Raw genomic sequence first — 17,700 nt, forward strand, 5'->3', positions numbered from 1 at the left:
CACCATGGATCACGACAACGGAGGCGATCTCCTCGTCGCCGTCCTGCGGGACCTTGGCATCGACACCGTCTTCGGCATCGTCAGCGTGCACAACCTGCCGCTGGTCGAGGCCGTCGACCGCGAACTGCGCTTCGTCCCCGTACGCCACGAGGCCTCCGCGGTGAACGCGGCCGATGCGTACGGGCGGGCCAGGGGCGGCCTGGGCTGCGCCCTCACCTCCACCGGCACCGGCGCGGGCAACGCAGCGGGATCGCTCATCGAGTCGCTGAGCGCGGGCAGTTCGGTGCTGCATGTCACCGGGCAGGTGGAGAGCGCATACCTGGGCAGCGGCCGTGGCTTCATCCACGAGACCAAGGACCAGCTGGGCATGCTGACCGCGGTCTCCGCGTACGCGGCGACGGTGCCGTCCGCCGAGGCCGCGGGCGGGATCCTGCGCGAGGCGGCGGCCGCCGCGCTGCACGCGCCCGGCGGCCCGGCCAGTGTGGAGTGGCCGATCGATCTGCAGTACGCGGCGCAGACGGACGACTCCGCGCCGGCCACCCCGGCCGCACCTGCCGTACCGGATCCGGTCGAACTGGCGGCCGCTGCCGACCTGTTGGCCTCCGCAGAGCGCCCGCTGATCTGGGCCGGCGGCGGCGCCGCACGCGCCGGGACCGAGCTGCGGCGGCTCCTGGAGGCGACCGGCGCAGGCCTGCTCACCTCCAACTCGGGCCGCGGCGCGGTGCCCGAGGACCACCCGCAGGTGATCGGCAACTTCGCGACCGCACCGGCCGGGCGTGCGCTGCTCGCCGACGCCGATGTACTGCTGACCGTGGGCACCCACTTCCGTTCCAACGAGACCGCCGACTACGGGCTCGAACTGCCCGCCGCGCACATCCAGATCGACCTGGACCCGGCCGCGCTCGGCCGGGTGTACCCGGCGCGGCACGCGCTGCACGGCGACGCGGCCGCCACGCTCGCGGCCCTGCTGCCGCAGGCCGTGCCCGCCGAGGCCGGCTGGCGCGACCGGATCGGCGCGGTGCGCACCGAGGTGCGGGCGGCCCTGCACGAAGGCATCGGGCCGCAGGCCGCGATCTGCGACGCGCTGCGCTCCGCGCTGCCGCGCCGCGCGGTGGTGGCCCGCGATGTGACGATCCCGTCCAGCAGTTGGGGCAATCGGCTCCTGGAGATTTACGACCCGCGCGACAACGTCTTCCCGCGCGGCGGCGGCATCGGCCAGGGCCTCGGCATGGGTATCGGCGCGGCGCTCGCCCGCCCCGACTCCCCCACCGTCGTGCTGGCCGGCGACGGCGGACTCGCCGTCCACCTCGGCGAGCTGCTCACCCTGGCCCAGGAGCGCCCCCGGCTCACCCTGATCGTCTTCAACGACGGGGGCTACGGCGTGCTCCGCAATATGCAGGACCGGTACGCGGACCGCCGCTCGGGAGTCGATCTCGTCACCCCCGACTTCGAACTCCTCGCCCGCGCCTGCGGGTTGCCGTATCTGCGGATCGCCGCCGAGGAGCACGCCGAGCCGGTGCTCGACCAGGCCGTCGCCTCCGAAGGGCCGGTTCTGGTCGAGGTCGACCTGGCCTCGCTCGGCCCCATGAAGAACCCGTTCACCCCGCCCGTGAAGATCCCGGGCCAGTGAGGAGGCAGCAGCGATGAGCGAGAACTCCCTGCAGCTGACGGTGCACCGGATGACCTGGGAGGCCGAGGGTGTCCTCTCGGTCGAGCTCGTGCATCCCGAGGGCAAGCCGCTGCCCGAGTGGACTCCGGGCTCCCACATCGACGTGGTGGCCGGTGCGTACACCCGCCAGTACAGCCTCTGCGGCGATCCGCGGGACACCGGCAGATACCGGATCGGGGTGCTCGACGAGCCCGCATCGCGCGGTGGTTCGCGGCACGTGCACACCAAGCTGCGCCCCGGACAGCTTCTTACGGTCTCCGAGCCGCGCAACCACTTCGTGCTCGAGGACGCCGGCGCGTATCTCTTCGTGGCGGGCGGCATCGGGATCACTCCGCTGCTCGCGATGGCCCGCGAGGCGGCCGCCCGCGGCGCGCGGTGGCGGATGGTGTATGGCGGGCGCAGCCGCGCCTCGATGGCGTTCGCCGAGGAACTGTCCGCGCTGGACGGTGAGTTGACCCTCGTACCGCAGGACGAGCTGGGGCACATCGATCTGGACGCGGAGCTCTCCGGGCTGCCGGACGACACGCTCGTGTACACCTGCGGACCTGCTCCGCTGCTCGCCGCCGTGGAGGAGCGCTGCCCCGCCGAGCGGTTGCGTCTGGAGCGGTTCTCGGCGCCGGTGGTGGAGCGCACCGGCGGCGAGGAGGCCTTCGAGGTCGAGTGCCGCAGCTCGGGCCGCACCCTGAGCGTCGGGCCGGACAGCTCGATCCTGCAGGCCGCGGAGGAGGCCGGGCTGAGCGTCAACAGCTCCTGCCAGGAAGGGATTTGCGGATCCTGCGAGACCCGGGTCCTCGACGGCACCCCCGACCACCGCGACTTCCTGCTCAGCGAGGCGGAGCACGCCGCCGGCGCCACGATGATGATCTGTGTCTCGCGGTGCGCCTCCGGCCGGCTCGTCCTCGACCTGTGACCCGCCCCCTGTGACCCGTGGCGCCCGGGTCCGCCGCCCGCAGCGCCACCGCCGTACGTACTGGAGACACCATGACCGACAGCTGGCCGTACCTCGAGATCCACCAGAGCCGCACCCACGAGCCGACGCCGTACGAACTCAAGCTCGCCGCCACCCTCGAGGAGGTCTTCACCGTCGAGGGGCACGAACTCGCCGATGTCATCCGTGGCCTGAATGCCCGTCAGGTGCATGCGCCGGACGGCCGGCCGTGGACCGAGCAGACCTTCCGCACCGAGCTGGACCGACTGGGAGCCTGACCATGACACTGTCGACGACCGCCACCGCGGAACACATCTACGCCAACGGCCTGCGCAACCAGTGGCACGCCGTCGTCCCCTCCGACTTCGTCGCGCCGGGCGCGATGCGCAAGGTCACCGCGCTCGGCGAGCAGTGGCTGCTCTTCCGCCGCTCGGACGGCACCCTGTCGATGCTCGCCGACCGCTGTCCGCACCGTGGCGCCCCGCTGTCGCTCGGCAAGCACCTGGGCGACCGGGTGGCCTGCTGGTACCACGGCGTGGAGGTGGAGACGGACGGCACGGTCTCCTCCGTGCCCGGCCTGCCCGGCTGCAATCTGGAGGGCAAGCAGCTCGTCGCCTCGCCCCCGGTGCGCGAGGTGGGCGGCGCGATCCTCGCCTACTTCGGCGACGAGGAGCACCCGGAGCCGGTCGAGCTGACCCTGCCTGAGCCGCTCACCGACCCCGAGGTCGACGCGTTCCTCTGCTATGCCGAGTGGAACGTGCCGTGGCGGTACGCCATGGAGAATCTGCTCGACCCGATGCACGGCGCCTTCCTGCACCACGACTCGCACACGATGTTCGACGGCGACACCACCGCCAAGTTCCGCATCCGTGAGACCGAGCGCGGCTACTTCTTCGAGAAGACCGACCAGCGCGGAGTGAACTTCGACTGGGTCGAGCTGTGCCACACCGGGGTCGACTGGGTGGACCTGTCGATCCCGTACCCGCCGTCGGCAGGGCCCGGCGGCCCGTTCGGCATCGTGGGCATGGCCTGCCCGGTCGACGCGGGCCGTACCGGGGTCTTCTTCTGGCGCTACCGGCGGGTGCAGGGCTGGCAGCGGGCGTCCTGGCGCTTCCTGTACCGGACGCTGATCGAGCAGCGGCACTGGGACGTCCTCGAGCAGGACCGGGTGATGCTGGAGGCGATGCCCGCGGACGCGGACCAGCGGGAGAACCTCTACCAGCACGACCTCGGAGTGGTCCGGCTGCGCCGCCTCTACCGCGCGGCCGCCGAGGCCCAGGGAGCGAAGCCGGCGGGCGGGTAGCCGGGGTACGACGGCCCCGCCCCGAAAGGCGGCGGGCCCTCGCGGACGCCGTAAGGTTGGGGCGTACGCGAAGTGGGGGTCCCCCAGGCCGTCCAGGCCCCGGGGGAACGTCGGAAGGAGGCGCTGGGTGATCGAGCTCGAGGGGGTTCCCGAGCTGGTCGACCCGGTCATGGTGGCCGCGTTCGAGGGCTGGAACGATGCGGGTGACGCGGCCTCCACCGCGGTGGCGCATCTCGACCGCGAGTGGAAGGGCGAGGTGTTCGCGGCGCTCGACGCGGAGGACTACTACGACTTCCAGGTCAACCGGCCCACGGTCTGGCTCGACGAGGGCGTGCGCAAGATCACCTGGCCGACGACCCGGCTCTCCGTGGTCCGGGTGGGCGGGGACAAGCCGCGCGATCTGGTCCTGGTGCGCGGCATCGAGCCGTCGATGCGCTGGCGCTCGTTCTGCAACGAGATCCTGGGCTTCGCACACGAGCTCGGCGTGGAGCTGATCGTGGTGCTCGGCGCGCTGCTCGGCGACACCCCGCACACCCGCCCGGTGCCGGTCAGCGGCGTGACCTCGGACGCCGATCTGGCGCGCTCGATGAGCCTGGAAGAGACGCGGTACGAGGGCCCGACGGGGATCGTCGGGATTCTGCAGGAGGCCTGCACGCATGCCGGTGTGCCGACGGTGTCGCTCTGGGCGGCCGTCCCGCACTACGTCTCGCAGCCGCCGAACCCGAAGGCGACCCTTGCCCTGCTCAACCGCCTCGAGGACCTGATCGACCTGCGCATCCCGCTGGGTGACCTGGCGGAGGACGCGCGAGCCTGGCAGATCGGGGTGGACCAACTGGCCGCCGAGGACAGCGAGGTGGCGGAGTACGTGCAGTCCCTCGAGGAGGCACGGGACACCGCGGAGCTGCCGGAGGCGTCGGGCGAGGCGATCGCCCGCGAGTTCGAGCGCTATCTGCGGCGGCGTGACGGCGGTCCCGGGCAGCCGGGCGGCCACGCCACGGACGGCGGGGACTCGGCGTCGTATCTGCGGGACACCGGCTCCGACCGCACCCGGCCGCCGAAACCCCAACTGCCGGAGTCCGGTGGGTCGGAGTCGTCGCGCACGGAGTCCTCGCGTACGGAGTCGTCCCGTCCGGAGCCGGGCGGTGACGGTGCGTCGGAGGAGAGCGGCGACGGTGACGGTTCCTCGGGCGGGAAGCCGGGGGACGACAGCGGCGGTGACGGGGGCGAGGGGACCGTCTGACGGTGCCTCGGCCGGCCGGGTCTCGCTCCCGCTTGCGGGCGAACAGGCCCCCGTTGCAGTGAAGTTGCCACAGGCCGACGGCCGTCGCGCAGATCGAGCGCGATGGCCGTCGGCCTGTGGCGTACCTGAGCCTGTGGCGTACCTGATGGGGCCCGGGCCGGGTCCCGTCGGCTACAGGGCTACTCCGAGGAGTGCGTCGACCGCGCGGGAGACGACTCCGGGGGCGCCTTCCTCGTCGCCGCCCGTGTCCGCCTGCCGTTCGGCCCAGCGGTCGACCGCGAGGAGCGCGGCCGGTGAGTCCAGGTCGTCGGCGAGCGCGGACCTGATCTCGTCGACCAGGGCCTCGGCGGACGGTCCGTCCGGTCGCGACACGGCGGCCCGCCAGCGGTCCAGGCGGGCGACGGCGTCCTCGAGCACCTGGTCCGTCCACTCCCAGTCCGCGCGGTAGTGGTGGGCGAGCAGCGCGAGGCGGATCGCGGCCGGATCGACTCCGGAGCGGCGCAGCGTGGAGACGAAGACGAGATTGCCCTTCGACTTCGACATCTTCTCGCCGTCCAGGGCGACCATGCCGGCGTGCACATAGGTCTGGGCGAAGGGGTGTTCACCGGTGAGCGCCTGCGCGTGCGAGGCGCCCATCTCGTGGTGCGGGAAGGCGAGATCGGAGCCGCCGCCCTGCACGTCGAAGCCCATGCCGAGGTGTTCCAGGGCGATGGCCACACACTCGATGTGCCAGCCGGGCCTGCCCTGTCCGAGCGAGCCGCCGTCCCAGCTCGGCTCGCCCTCGCGGGCGGCCATCCACAGCATCGGGTCGAGCGGGTTCTTCTTGCCGGGGCGCTCCGGGTCGCCGCCGCGCTCCGCGGAGAGCGCCTTCATGGCGGCGGCGTCGAGCCGGGACACCTCGCCGAAGTGGGCGTCGGCCTCGACGGAGAAGTAGATGTCGCCGTCGAGTTCGTAGGCGGCGCCGAGGTCCCTGAGGCGTTCCACCAAGGGGACTATCCGGGGTATGGACTCCACGGCTCCGATGTAGTGCCGCGGCGGCAGCATCCTGAGGGCCGTCATGTCCTCGCGGAAGAGGGTCGTCTCCCGCTCGGCGAGCGCCACCCAGTCCTCGCCGTCGCGCACCGCCCGCTCGAGGAGCGGATCGTCGACGTCGGTGACGTTCTGGACGTAGTGCACCTGCCGCTTGGTGTCGAGCCACACGCGCTGGACGAGGTCGAACGCGTTGTAGGTCGCCGCGTGACCGATGTGGGTCGCGTCGTACGGCGTGATGCCGCAGACGTAGATACGGGCGACGGGACCGGGGGCGAGCTCGACGAGTCGGCCGGTCGCGGTGTCGTGGATCCTGAGGTCGCGGCCCTTGCCGGGCAGGGCGGGGACCTCGGAAGCGGGCCAGGCATGCATGACTCGAGCCTAACCGGACGCTGCTTCCGGATACGAACCGGACCGGGGCTGTTGGCCGGTTCGGACCTCTTGCGCGGCGGCCGCATCCATGCGTGTCCGGCGGGACGTCACGGGCTACGGGACGTCACCGGCTATACGGGTGGCCAGGGAACCGCCGGCCACTCCCCCGACGGCTTCGGATGCCGGCCGCTGCGCAGCAGCGCGGCGACCCGGGCGCGCAGGGCGGTGATCTCGGCCGGGGTGATCAGCGGTGCGAGGCGCAGGGTGAGCGCACCGTCGTCGGTGAGGGCCCCGGCGAGCGAGCTCAGCACATCGGATGCCTCGGCGGTCAGCCGGTCGCCCGCCCAGCCCCACAGCAGGGTGCGCAGCTTGTTCTCGGTGTTGAAGGTGACCCCGTGGTCGATGCCGTAGAGCCGGCCGTCCGGGGCGGGCAGCAGATGGCCGCCCTTGCGGTCCGCGTTGTTGATCACCGCGTCGAGCACGGAGAGGCGGCGCAGGCGCGGGTCGTCGGCGTGCACCAGCAGGGCGGTGCGTCCGCCGCCGATCTCGGCACGGCCGATCGCCTTCCAGCCGTCGCCCGGCTCGTCGGTGTCGACGAGGGCGAGCAGTTCGGCGCCGGGCGCCTCCAGGGTGTCCTCGGCGTCGCCCTCGCTCCCGCCGCCGTCGACGGCGTCGATCCACAGCTGGCACATGCCCTCGCCGTACGGCCCGTCCCGCAGCACGGTCGGCGGCACCAGACTCCATCCCGTCGCCTCGGAGACCTCGTACGCGGCCACTTCGCGCTGCGCCAGAGTGCCGTCGGGGAAGTCCCACAGCGGCCGCTCACCGGCCACCGGCTTGTACACGCAGGCCGCGGCCCGACCGTCCTCGGACGTGACGTCGCAGAGCAGCACGGCGTTGGACGCCTCGCGGATCCGTCCGCGCACCGTGAGCTCGCCGTGGGTGAGCAGCTCGAGCGCATCGGCCCCCGTCACGCGTCGCGACGGTATCCGTTCTGACGCGGGCATACGTGTCCTTCCGGGTCGAGCGGCAGGCTGCACAGGGGGCAGGGCGGACGGCCGGCGTTGACCACTTCGAGTGCGCGCTTGGCGAACGCCCTGGCCTGTGCGCCGGAGAGCCGTACGCGCAGCATCGGGGGGCCGTTCTCGTCGTCCTGGAGCAGCTGCTCCTCGGCCGCCTCGAGGTCCTCGTCCTCGTCGCCGTCCAGCTCGACGAGGGCCTGGGCCTCGACGATCATGCACTGCTCGTCGCCGTCCCAGGCGAGTGCCATCGTGCCGACCCGGAACTCCTCCTCGACGGGCGAGTCGAGCGGGGCGCTGTCGGCGATCTCGGTGGGGGCGACGGCCGGCACCGAGGCGTTTCCGCCGCTGAGCCGTACGACGTCGTCAAGCAGCTCGTCCATGCGCTCGGCGAGTGCGGCGACCTGGGTCTTCTCGAGGGCGACACTGGTGACCCGGCCTGCGGCGGAGGCCTGCAGGAAGAACGTACGGCGTCCGGGCAGTCCGACCGTGCCGGCCACGAAACGCTCCGGCGGGTCGTAGAGGAACACCTGACGGGACACTTCCTGGCCTCTCCTGGTGGGACTGGGGCTTCGACTGATGACCTTCTGACGGCCTTCGAGGGCGCGGCTGCGTCAAGTGCCGCTCCTGGTCCGACCCGTTCACCCTACTGCGGGCGACGATCACGGTGCGCCCGCACCGCCACCGACGGTCGCGTCGTCGGCGTTCGCCTCCGGCGACACGGGTGGCGGCGCCAGCGGGCCCAGATCTCCGGTGTCGCCGAGCCGCACCAGGAAGGGCCGCAGCCTGGTGTGCCGGATCGCGGTGACCGAGCACGGGTCGACATGGATGCGCTGGAAGAGGTCCAGGTGCAGGCCGAGGGCGTCCGCCACCAGCGACTTGATGATGTCCCCGTGCGAGCACATCAGGTAGACGGCGTCGGGGCCGTGGTCGCGCTCCACGCGCGCGTTCCACTCCCGTACCGCCTCCGCCGCCCTGGCCTGCATCGCCCGCATCGACTCGCCGCCGGGGAAGGCCGCTGCCGAGGGATGCTGCTGCACGACCTGCATCAGCGGTTCGTCGGCCAGTTCGGCGAGCTTGCGTCCCGACCAGTCGCCGTAGTGGCACTCGCCGATCCGGTCGTCCTCGTGGACCTCGGTCCCGGGCCGGTCCGCGAGCAGCGGCGCGATCGTCTCCCGGCAGCGCTGCAGCGGGCTGCTGACGACCGCCGCGATCGGCACGCCGGCCAGCCTGCCGGGCAGTGCGGCGGCCTGCTCCCGGCCCCGCTCGTCCAGGGCGACGCCCGGCGTCCAGCCGGCCAGCAGGCCCGCGGTGTTGGCGGTCGATCGTCCGTGCCGGACAAGGATCAGCGTGGGCATGCCTGCCACCCTAAGGGAGCTCCGGGGCGCCGGTGCCACCCGCCGGCGAACGTGGTCCACGCGCGCGTGATGTGCCCCGCGCGGGTGCGCGCCGTGCACCGGACGGGGAGAATGCGCGCAGTGATAGTCGACTGTGCGATCTACCGCAAGGGCCGCAGGACGGAGGCGTCCGGGGACTTCTCGGACTCGCTGTCCGAGGCGCGCACGTCCGGCGACGCCTTCCTGTGGATCGGTCTGCACGAGCCGACGGCCGACGAGTTCGACCGCGTCACCCACGAGTTCGGGCTGCATCCGCTGGCCGTGGAGGACGCGCTCAAGGCCCACCAGCGGCCGAAGCTCGAGGTCTACGACGACTCGCTGTTCGTGGTCCTCAAGCCGGTGGTCTACGACGACGTCGCGGACACCGTGACGGCGGGCGAGGTGATGGTCTTCATCGGCGACTCGTTCGTGGTCACCGTCCGGCACGGCGCCGGCGCACCGCTCGCGGCCGTACGACACCGTCTCGAGCACGACCCCGACGTCCTGGCGCACGGGCCGACCGCCGTCCTGTACGCGGTCAGCGACGCGATCGTGGACCACTATCTGGAGGTCGCCGACGAACTGCACCTGGATCTGGAGGCGCTCGAGGCGGAGGTCTTCGCACCCGGCCGTGCGGACACCCGTGGACTCGCGGCGCGGATCTACGCGTTCAAGCGCGAGGTGCTCGAATTCCGGCGCGCCACCGTGCCGTTGACCCTGCCGATCGAGCGCCTGACGGGCACCGGCGTGCCGTTCGTGAGCGTCGAGGCGCAGCCGTTCTTCCGGGACGTGGGCGACCATCTGACGCGCGCCAACGAGGCGGTGGAGAGCCTGGACCGCCTCGTGTCGGACATCCTCTCGGCCCACTTGGCGCAGACCGGCGTACGGCAGAACGACGACATGCGCAAGATCTCCGCGTGGGCGGCCATGGCCGCCGTGCCGACCATGATCGCCGGTGTGTACGGCATGAACTTCGACCACATGCCGGAACTGCACACGGCATGGGGCTATCCGGCCGCGGTCGCCCTGATGGCCGCCCTCGTCTTCGGTCTGTACCGGCTCTTCAAGCGCCGGGACTGGCTGTAGCCCGCCGTGCCGTCCCGGATCCGCGGCCTGCTCAGGCGAACTCGGCGGCCGAAGTCGCGGGCCCGCCGAGGGCGTTGCGCCGCTCGGGCATCTTGAGCGACACCATGCGCCGCCAGCCGCCGGCCCGCTCGTAGAGGTACATGGCGTGGATGCCGGCCGCGAGCAGCATGGCCTTGGGGCGCGACCAGCCGAGGATGCGGCCCATGTTCGCCATCACGGCCAGGCTGACGTCGCGGTAGACCTTGATCTCCGCGTGCGCGGACTCGCGCAGGATGCGCTGGATCTCGCGGCCGTGGCCCTCGCGCGCGAGGGCGAGCAGTTCCTCGTGGCAGTACGCGAGGTGGTTGTCCTCGTCCTGGGAGATCATCTTGACCGCCCGGCCGAGCTCGTGGTCCACGGGGAAGAGCTTGCGCAGCTGCTCCATCTGCTCGGACGCGCGCTGCTCGGTGACCCTGCTGTGGGCCAGGTAGGTCACGATGTCCTGTTCGCTGAGCTGCCGTTCACCGCGCAGCAGGTCGTGCGGGAGCCCGATGCCCTGGCCTTCGAGCAGCATCGTGTAGTCGACGTCGGGCGGGACGTCGCACGCGGTCAGGCCCCGCTTCTTCAGCAGGGCGGTGAAGATACGGCCGTGCTTGTCCTCGTCCGCCCCGTGCCGGGTGATCTTGGGGGCGAGGCCGCGCCTGCTCTCCGGGACGAGCGCGGCGATCCTGGCGTTCTCCCAGCCGCCCTGCGCTTCCCCGCTGGCCGCGATGGAGCAGAACAGCCGGTACGACTCGTCGTTGTCGATGATCTCCTGGAAGAGACTCTTGGCCGACAGCATCACTGCCACCTCCGTAAGGCGTCCGCAAAGAACGAGTCAAATGCGGTACGGGGCGACTGGCAACAGCTGTGCCGGACAACTCCGCCGAAAGGCGGACGCGACGGGTGGCCGTTCGACCGCGACCGGGTGCGTAACCGACCGGACTCCGGCGCGTTGTTAGGGGTGACGGCCGTGGCGGGGAAGACCCCCGAGCCCCCACCACGGCCGCAGAAACCTCCCCCTCCGGCTACGCCAGTCCGGCGTGCTCGAGCGCCTCCGTACCCGCGCGCAGGGCGGCGATGCGCTCGTCGAGGGTGAAGCCGGCCGGGGCCAGGGTCAGCGTGGTGACGCCGGCCGCGGCGTACTCCCGCATCCGGTCCGCGATCCGCTCGACGGAGCCGAGCAGCGTCGTCGAGTCGATCAGCTTCTCCGGTACCGCGGCCGCCGCGCCCTCCTTGTCGCCGGACAGGTACTTGTCCTGGATCTCGGCCGCGGCCTGCTCGTAACCCATGCGCTGGGCCAGCTGGTTGTAGAAGTTCTGCTTGCGGCTGCCCATGCCGCCGACGTACAGGGCGGTGTACGGGCGGAAGGTGTCGGCGAGCGCCGGGACGTCGCTGTCGGCGCCGAGCGCGAGCGGGACGGTCGGACAGACGTCGAAGCCGTCCATGGTGAGTCCGGCCTTCTCGCGGCCGGCGCGCAGCGGCTTGACGGCCGTCTCCTCCAGGTGCTCGGCCGACGGGAAGATCAGCAGCGCGCCCTCGGCGATCTCGCCGGTCTGCTCGAGGTTCTTCGGGCCGATGGCGGCGATGTAGAGCGGGATGTGCTCGCGGGCCGGGTGCACGGTCAGCTTGAGGGGCTTGCCCGGGCCGTCCGGCAGCGGCAGCGTCCAGTGCTGCCCCTCGTAGGAGAGCCGCTCCCGGGTCATGGCCTTGCGCACGATGTCGACGTACTCGCGGGTGCGGGCCAGCGGCTTGTCGAACTTCACTCCGTACCAGCCCTCGGAGACCTGCGGTCCCGAGACGCCGAGGCCGAGCCGGAAGCGGCCGCCGGAGAGCGAGTCGAGGGTGGCGGCCGTCATCGCCGTCATGGCCGGCTGCCGGGCCGGGATCTGGAAGATGGCGGAGCCGACGTCGATGCGCTCCGTCTGGGCCGCCACCCAGGACAGGACGGTCGCAGCGTCCGAACCATAGGCCTCCGCGGCCCAGCACACCGAGTAGCCGAGTCGGTCGGCCTCCCTGGCGACGGCGAGATTGTCCGCGTCCATCCCGGCGCCCCAATAGCCGAGGTTGATCCCGAGTCGCATGGGCCGATCCCCTTACTGATCAGTAACGTCCTTGTTGCGGGGACTCTAGCGCGCCCGACCCGGATCCGTCAGCAGTGGGTTATCCACAGGCCGAGACCGTTGCGCGGTCCGGACAGTAATCTCAGCGCCCATGGAGCAGAGGCATCTCGGCCGTACCGGCCTGCGTGTGTCCCGGATCGGGCTCGGCACCCTCACCTGGGGCCGCGACACCGACGAGCACGACGCCGCGGACCTGTTGAAGGTCTTCTGGGACGCGGGCGGCACGCTGATCGACACGGCGGATGTCTACGGCGACGGGGACGCCGAGTACATCGTCGGGCGGCTCCTCGACGGACTCGTGCCCCGCCGTGACCTGGTGATCGCCACGAAGGCGGGCAGCGTCCCCGACCCGGACCGGCGGTTCGACGCATCGCGCGGCCATCTGCTCGCCGCCCTCGACGCCTCATTGCAGCGCCTCGGCACGGACTACGTGGACGTGTGGCAGGTGCACGCCTTCGACCCCGACACCCCGCTCGAGGAGACACTGGGAGCGCTCGACATCGCTGTCGCCTCGGGCCGCGCTCGCTATGCGGGGGTGTCGAACTTCTCCGGCTGGCAGCTGGCAAAGGCGGCGACCTGGCAGCTCGGCGCCCCCGGCGCCCGCACCCGGATCGCCAGCACCCAGCTCGAGTACTCGCTGCTGCAGCGCGGCGTCGAGCGCGAGGTGCTGCCCGCCGCACTCGACCTCGGGGTGGGGCTGCTTCCGTCCTCACCGCTCGGCCGTGGCGTACTGACCGGCAAGTACCGGCACTCGACACCGGCCGATTCGCGGGGCGCCTCCGAGCACTTGGCGCCGTTCGTCGCGCCGTATCTGGACGAGGCGGCAGGGCGGGTGGTGGACGCGGTGGCGACCGCCGCGGACGGCCTCGCGACCACTCCCCTGCAGGTGGCACTCGCCTGGGTGCGCGACCGGCCGGGAGTCGCGGCCCCGATCGTCGGCGCGCGCAACGCGCAGCAGCTCACCGCGGCACTGTCGGTGGAGGCCCTTAGTCTTCCTGACGAGATCTGCCGGGCCCTCGACGACGTGTCGGCGCCCGTGCACCGCTATCCCGATCACGACTGGAGCACCCTGTGAGTACGGAGTCCACGGCGAGCACCGAGCCCGAGACCGCCGGGAGCGCCGACGACACCGGGGCGGACGGAGGCGCCCGCGCCGCCGATGACGCCGGGACCGGCGCGGCCGTCGGAGACGACCGAGCCATCGGGAGCGCCGGGGATGCCGGGAGCGCCGAAGGCGGCGAGGGGGCCGGGGACAGTGGACTGTCCGAGGCCGAGGCCGAGTTGGCCGCCCAGCGGGAGTTGAGAGAGCGCATCGCCCGGCGCAAGGCCGACAAGCAGGCTCCCGTCGACGCGGGCGCCAAACTGAGCGGCACGGCCGCCGACCTGCTCGCGGCGGTACGCGCGGTGGAGAGCGGCGAGAAGCCGGTCGCCGCCCTCCGGGAGCCGCCGGCCGCCCCGCAGGAGTCCCGCCCGCGCCCGGCGGCCGCGGCCGCACCCGCACAGACGGTGGCCGAGCACGCCTCGGCCGGCGTGCGAGCCGTGCTCGCCGCGGGTTCCGCACCCGAGGCCCTCGCCGGCCAGGTGACCCGCACACTCGGCGAGGACGCGGACGACCGGCTCCGCGAGGACCCGTGGCTGCTGCTCCGCGTCCCCGGCGTACGTCCGGAGCAGGCGGACGGCTTCGCCCGAGCGCTGCTCGGCGACGCCTGCGGTCCGGACGACGAGCGCCGCGGGCGCGCCGTCGCCGTCTGGCTCCTGGAGCAGGCAGCGGTGGCCGGCCACACCGCCCTGGATGCCCCGGCCCTGCGCGAGGCGCTCGCCCGGCGCTCCGTACCGGACCCGGACTCGGCGGTGCAGGACGCGATCGCCGAGGGCGACTTCCTCGTCTTCCAGGACGCGCTCGACGATCCGGCGCCGGCCCGTCCCGCCGAGACCCCCCAGAGCGAGGAGCCGGAGGAGCGTCCGGTACGGGTCCTGGTGGGCCTGGAGCGGTACGCACTGGCCGAGGAAAGCCTCGCGGACGGCCTCGCCCGGCTGATCAACTCCCCGGTGGCGGAGGGCGACGAGACCCGTACGGGCCTGGAGCGCGCCGCGGGCGGCGCGCGCGGCTCGGCGGCCGAGCTGATCGGTGCGGCCGCGGGCCACGGTCTCGTCCTGCACAGTGGCGGCGAGAGCGCACGGGCCGAGCCCGCCGCTCTCGTCACGGCGGCCCGCGAGCTCGGCCTGCGCGCGGCGGCCGCAGTCCACAGCGATGACGGGCGCCGGCGCCTGTCCGCCGCGGCCGGCGACGACGCGGTGTGCACGCTGGCCGGACTCCTGTCCGGCGCGGAGGGCCCCGGCCGGGACGCCGAGGGCGCACTGGCCCTGGACCTCCTGGTGGTCCTCGACGCTCCCCAACTGGACGTGGAGACCGCCGCGATGCTCGCCGAGTCCCTCGCGGACGGCACCCGCCTGGTGCTGAGCGGCGATCCGGCCGTGCTCTGGTCGGCCGGTCCGGGGCGGGTGTACGCGGACCTGCTGGCCGCCCGCGCCTGCCCGGTCGTCGTCTCCCGTACGCCCGACCCGGGCCCGCTCGGCGAGCTGGTCTCCGGGATCGGCGCCGGTGAGCTGCTGAGCGTGCCGGCCCCGGACAAGGAGATCGTGATCGTCCCGGTGCGCGATCCGGGCGAAGCGGTGCACCGTACGGTGCAGTTGGTGGCCGACTCCGTGCCGCGGGCCTTCGGGGTCCCGGCCGAGCAGGCCCGGGTGATCACACCGGCCCACGGCGGCCCTGCAGGGACCCGAGCGCTCAACGAGGCCCTGAAGTCCCGCCTCAACCCGGGCCCGGGCCGCTTCGGCGGATTCGACCCCGGCGACGTCGTGGCGTACTCACCGGCCCCCGGGCGGATCCTGCAGGGCCGGGTGGACCGGGCGGACGCGGACGGGCTGCATCTGGACTGCGGTGACCGGACCGTGGTCGTACCGCGTCAGAGCGTCGAGCAGCAGGTGCGGCACGGCTGGGCGCTCACCGCGCATCAGGCCGTCGGCCATCGGTGGCCGGCCGCGGTCGTGGTGCTGCCCGGCGATGCGGCGGGCGCCCTGACCAGGGCCTGGGTGTACACGGCGTGCGGCCGGGCGGAGCGTCATCTGTCGGTGGTGCAGGGCGTGGACCAGGCGCTGCCCAAGGCGGTCGCCGAGATCCCGGCCAAGCCGCGCACGACCCGGCTCGGCACGCTGCTGCGTGCCCAACTGCCGGCACAGTCCTGAGGGCCCGGGCGGTTCCGGGCGGCCGGCCACCGCCCGGGCCGCGGGTCAGCGGTCCGCGTCGTCAGCGGTCCGCGTCGAGCGGTTCGAGGCCCTCGTCGTCGTACGTGGCGGCCGACGGGTCGCCGTTGCGGCCGGGCGATGTGCCGAAGGCGCCCCCGGCCCGGCGTGCGCCGCCCCGCTCCGGCTCCTCCGCGTCGTCGGGGTCCTCGTCGAAGACGGAGCTGACGTCGAAGCGGCAGACGATCTGCTGGGGGTCGGCCTGCTCGAAGGGTGTCTCGAGCCATTCGCCCGGCTCGGCCGGCTCGTCCACGGCCGTCACCCAGAGCGTCGAATCGCCCTCTTCGAGGCCGAACTCCTTGTGCCGGGTGGCGATCTCGTCCGGTTCGAACTCGCCGAAGAGCACGCCGAGCGCGGCATGCGTGCTGTGCCCCACCGACTCGTCGGCGGAGGCAGCTCCGTCCTCGACGTCGGCATCGAGGTCCGCGACCCGCTGCGCCTGCGCGAGCAGCCGGTGCGGCTCCGCGACCGTGTAGTCGCGCCGGATCAGGACGCTGAGCGCGTGTGGATCCTCGGGGCCGGTGTACGGCGGCAGGCCGTCCTCGCCCCCGGGGATCTCGAAGGGGGTGACCTCGTCGTAGGAGTCGTAGAGCAGTTCGTCGTACGCCTCGGCCGCCGCGGCGAGCCGGTTGAACGCCTCGTAGACGACCGGGTCGTCCTCACCTGTGCGCCGTTCGACGGCCGCCAGGTGATGGTCGAGGGCGGCCTTGACCGCTTCGGCGGCGGCGCGTACCTCGGCGGCCGTGGACTGCGCAGCATCAGACATAGTGCAGACGCTATCCGCACCAGGGTGTTGCCCGCACAATAGATGCGATGCCGGAATACGAATTTGTCGACGTGTATGTACCACGCGGGGTTTCCCGCAAGGACACCACCCGCCTGCTCACGGACCACGCCGAGTACGGGCACTGGGAGTTGGACCGACTGAGACTCGACCCCGACGGCAGTCGCCGGGTACGGCTGCGCCGTCGGATCATCCGCCAGCTGCGCGCCACCTGGTGACACCACCGAGGGGAGGGAGCGGGGGCGGGGGGACGAGCAGACGCAACAAAAGGGAGTGGGCCCAGGGCGGCACCCACTCCCCTCATCTCACGCCCCGACTACGCGGCGCGGCGTGACGACCTGCGGTACAGCACGGCACCGCCGAGCAGCAGTCCCGCGGCCATCGGCACGGCGGCTGCGATCGGCAGCTCGCTGCCGGTCTCGGCGAGTTGAGCGGTGGGCTCCGCGGCGACGAGCTGGGTGTCCGGCTCATTGGGCTCGGCCTCGACGACGCGGTCCTCGTCCGGCGTCTCCGGGGTGACCGGCGTCTCCGGAGTCTTGGGCTCGTCCGGGGTGGACGGCACTGCATCGTTGCTGCAGTCGTTGCCCGCAGTCGGGTTGAGCAGTCCGACGACGTTCACCGAGTTGCCGCAGGCGTTCACCGGCGCGTGCACGGGGGCCTGCACGGTGTTGCCCGAGAGGAGCCCCGGGGAGCCGCTGCTCTTGCCGGTGGCTGTGGCGCCGCCGCCCGAGCCGTTGCCCGCGTTGCTGCCGCTGCTCTTGTTGGCGCAGCTGTTGCCCATCGCCGGGTTGAGCACTCCGACGACGTCCACGGTGTTTCCGCAGGCGTTCACCGGCACGTCCACGGGGACCTGCACGGTGTTGCCCGACGCCACGCCGGGTGATCCTGAAGCACTGCCGGTGGCGTCCGCGGCGTACGAGTACCCGCCGGACATGGCGAGCACTCCGCCCGCCGCCGCCACCGTGATCAGGCCTTTTCTCGTGACCTGTCGCATAGCTTGTTCCCTGCCTTTGACCATACTCAGTGCGCACGAGCCCGATGCCGTGCGCCTAGTGTCCAGCGGCCCCGGAGTGCAGGGGATGCGCTCCGGGGCCGGGACTCAGACCCTCATGGGGTGAGGCACAACGTCAGGCGTTGGCGCAGGTGTTGCCGAAGGCGGGGTTCAGCAGCCCGATCACGGAGACCGTGTTGCCGCAGACGTTCACCGGCACGTGAATGGGAGCCTGAACCACGTTCCCCGAGAGGACGCCCGGGGACCCCACGGCAGCGCCCTGGGCGCCCGAGTCGGCGACGGCCATGCCCGCACCCGCGAGCACCAGACCACCAGTGGCAGCCGCAGCAGCGACGACCTTCTTGATCATTATTCCTCCTTGTTGGCAATGCGGTCCAAGCCTCGGACCGCAACACCTGTAACGAGGAGTCGCCGACGGAGCTACGAGCCTATTGGTCC

18 protein-coding genes are annotated in these 17,700 nt (G+C 72.4%); 9 read left to right on the forward strand and 9 right to left on the reverse strand.

Features of this window, described 5'->3' with window-relative positions; genetic code table 11:
• Positions 1 to 4: 4 nt before the first annotated feature.
• The 5 genes from DY218_RS07570 to DY218_RS07590 all read left to right on the forward strand — a co-directional run bounded on the left by DY218_RS07570 (position 5) and on the right by DY218_RS07590 (position 5,140).
• Positions 5 to 1,630: a thiamine pyrophosphate-binding protein gene (locus DY218_RS07570; protein ID WP_128555136.1), complete on the forward strand. Its 1,626-nt coding sequence runs from the start codon at positions 5 to 7 to the stop codon at positions 1,628 to 1,630.
• 13 nt (positions 1,631 to 1,643) lie between these two features.
• The gene (locus DY218_RS07575; protein ID WP_128555137.1) at positions 1,644 to 2,579 is read left to right on the forward strand and encodes a PDR/VanB family oxidoreductase; all 936 of its coding nucleotides are present in this window, start codon (positions 1,644 to 1,646) and stop codon (positions 2,577 to 2,579) included.
• A 71-nt stretch (positions 2,580 to 2,650) separates the two neighbouring features.
• Complete coding sequence (locus tag DY218_RS07580) at positions 2,651 to 2,875, forward strand: recombinase-like helix-turn-helix domain-containing protein (RefSeq protein ID WP_128555138.1); 225 nt, start codon at positions 2,651 to 2,653, stop codon at positions 2,873 to 2,875.
• 2 nt (positions 2,876 to 2,877) lie between these two features.
• The gene (locus tag DY218_RS07585) at positions 2,878 to 3,900 is read left to right on the forward strand and encodes an aromatic ring-hydroxylating oxygenase subunit alpha (RefSeq protein WP_128555139.1); all 1,023 of its coding nucleotides are present in this window, start codon (positions 2,878 to 2,880) and stop codon (positions 3,898 to 3,900) included.
• Between the two features lie 127 nt (positions 3,901 to 4,027).
• The gene (locus DY218_RS07590) at positions 4,028 to 5,140 is read left to right on the forward strand and encodes a PAC2 family protein (protein ID WP_128555140.1); all 1,113 of its coding nucleotides are present in this window, start codon (positions 4,028 to 4,030) and stop codon (positions 5,138 to 5,140) included.
• 171 nt (positions 5,141 to 5,311) lie between these two features.
• Here DY218_RS07590 and mshC read toward each other — a convergent pair whose 3' ends face one another.
• The 4 genes from mshC to DY218_RS07610 all read right to left on the reverse strand — a co-directional run bounded on the left by mshC (position 5,312) and on the right by DY218_RS07610 (position 8,918).
• Positions 5,312 to 6,541 carry a cysteine--1-D-myo-inosityl 2-amino-2-deoxy-alpha-D-glucopyranoside ligase gene (gene mshC / locus DY218_RS07595; protein WP_128555141.1) on the reverse strand — a complete coding sequence of 410 codons (1,230 nt, stop codon included), beginning with the start codon at positions 6,539 to 6,541 and terminating at the stop codon, positions 5,312 to 5,314.
• 131 nt (positions 6,542 to 6,672) lie between these two features.
• Complete coding sequence (locus DY218_RS07600) at positions 6,673 to 7,548, reverse strand: SCO1664 family protein (protein ID WP_128555142.1); 876 nt, start codon at positions 7,546 to 7,548, stop codon at positions 6,673 to 6,675.
• Complete coding sequence (locus tag DY218_RS07605; RefSeq protein ID WP_128555143.1) at positions 7,512 to 8,102, reverse strand: DUF3090 domain-containing protein; 591 nt, start codon at positions 8,100 to 8,102, stop codon at positions 7,512 to 7,514. The genes DY218_RS07600 and DY218_RS07605 overlap by 37 nt, the downstream gene beginning before the upstream one ends.
• Before the next feature lie 120 nt (positions 8,103 to 8,222).
• Complete coding sequence (locus DY218_RS07610) at positions 8,223 to 8,918, reverse strand: histidine phosphatase family protein (RefSeq protein WP_128555144.1); 696 nt, start codon at positions 8,916 to 8,918, stop codon at positions 8,223 to 8,225.
• A 111-nt stretch (positions 8,919 to 9,029) separates the two neighbouring features.
• Here DY218_RS07610 and corA point away from each other — a divergent pair, with 111 nt between their 5' ends.
• Positions 9,030 to 10,022 carry a magnesium/cobalt transporter CorA gene (gene corA / locus DY218_RS07615; protein WP_128555145.1) on the forward strand — a complete coding sequence of 331 codons (993 nt, stop codon included), beginning with the start codon at positions 9,030 to 9,032 and terminating at the stop codon, positions 10,020 to 10,022.
• Positions 10,023 to 10,053: 31 nt separating this feature from the next.
• Here the strand turns inward: corA and DY218_RS07620 are convergent, their stop codons facing one another.
• Together DY218_RS07620 and DY218_RS07625 are read right to left on the reverse strand one after the other, a co-directional pair.
• Entirely contained in the window at positions 10,054 to 10,842 is a 789-nt protein-coding gene (locus DY218_RS07620; protein ID WP_128555146.1) for a ferritin-like domain-containing protein, read from the reverse strand.
• A gap of 226 nt (positions 10,843 to 11,068) precedes the next feature.
• On the reverse strand, positions 11,069 to 12,124 hold the full coding sequence (locus tag DY218_RS07625) for an LLM class F420-dependent oxidoreductase (protein ID WP_128555147.1): 1,056 nt from the start codon (positions 12,122 to 12,124) through the stop codon (positions 11,069 to 11,071).
• Between the two features lie 130 nt (positions 12,125 to 12,254).
• Between DY218_RS07625 and DY218_RS07630 the strand changes: the two genes are divergently transcribed.
• Together DY218_RS07630 and DY218_RS07635 are read left to right on the forward strand one after the other, a co-directional pair.
• Entirely contained in the window at positions 12,255 to 13,238 is a 984-nt protein-coding gene (locus DY218_RS07630; protein ID WP_128555148.1) for an aldo/keto reductase, read from the forward strand.
• The gene (locus DY218_RS07635) at positions 13,235 to 15,409 is read left to right on the forward strand and encodes a helix-hairpin-helix domain-containing protein (RefSeq protein WP_128555149.1); all 2,175 of its coding nucleotides are present in this window, start codon (positions 13,235 to 13,237) and stop codon (positions 15,407 to 15,409) included. Before DY218_RS07630 ends, DY218_RS07635 begins: the two co-directional genes overlap by 4 nt.
• A gap of 61 nt (positions 15,410 to 15,470) precedes the next feature.
• Here the strand turns inward: DY218_RS07635 and DY218_RS07640 are convergent, their stop codons facing one another.
• Complete coding sequence (locus DY218_RS07640) at positions 15,471 to 16,232, reverse strand: hypothetical protein (RefSeq protein WP_233521422.1); 762 nt, start codon at positions 16,230 to 16,232, stop codon at positions 15,471 to 15,473.
• Between the two features lie 47 nt (positions 16,233 to 16,279).
• On the opposite strand from DY218_RS07640, the gene DY218_RS07645 reads away from it, so the two are divergent.
• Entirely contained in the window at positions 16,280 to 16,468 is a 189-nt protein-coding gene (locus tag DY218_RS07645; protein WP_128555150.1) for a DUF5703 family protein, read from the forward strand.
• 98 nt (positions 16,469 to 16,566) lie between these two features.
• Here the strand turns inward: DY218_RS07645 and DY218_RS35695 are convergent, their stop codons facing one another.
• Positions 16,567 to 17,244 (reverse strand): chaplin, encoded by a 678-nt coding sequence (locus tag DY218_RS35695; protein WP_128555151.1) that lies wholly within the window; start codon positions 17,242 to 17,244, stop codon positions 16,567 to 16,569.
• Between the two features lie 133 nt (positions 17,245 to 17,377).
• Positions 17,378 to 17,611, reverse strand: coding sequence for a chaplin ChpH (gene chpH / locus DY218_RS07655; RefSeq protein WP_119288983.1), 234 nt, complete (start codon positions 17,609 to 17,611; stop codon positions 17,378 to 17,380).
• Positions 17,612 to 17,700: the final 89 nt, after the last annotated feature.

This window comes from Streptomyces triticagri, assembly GCF_003429565.1.
Classification (GTDB): domain Bacteria; phylum Actinomycetota; class Actinomycetes; order Streptomycetales; family Streptomycetaceae; genus Streptomyces; species Streptomyces triticagri.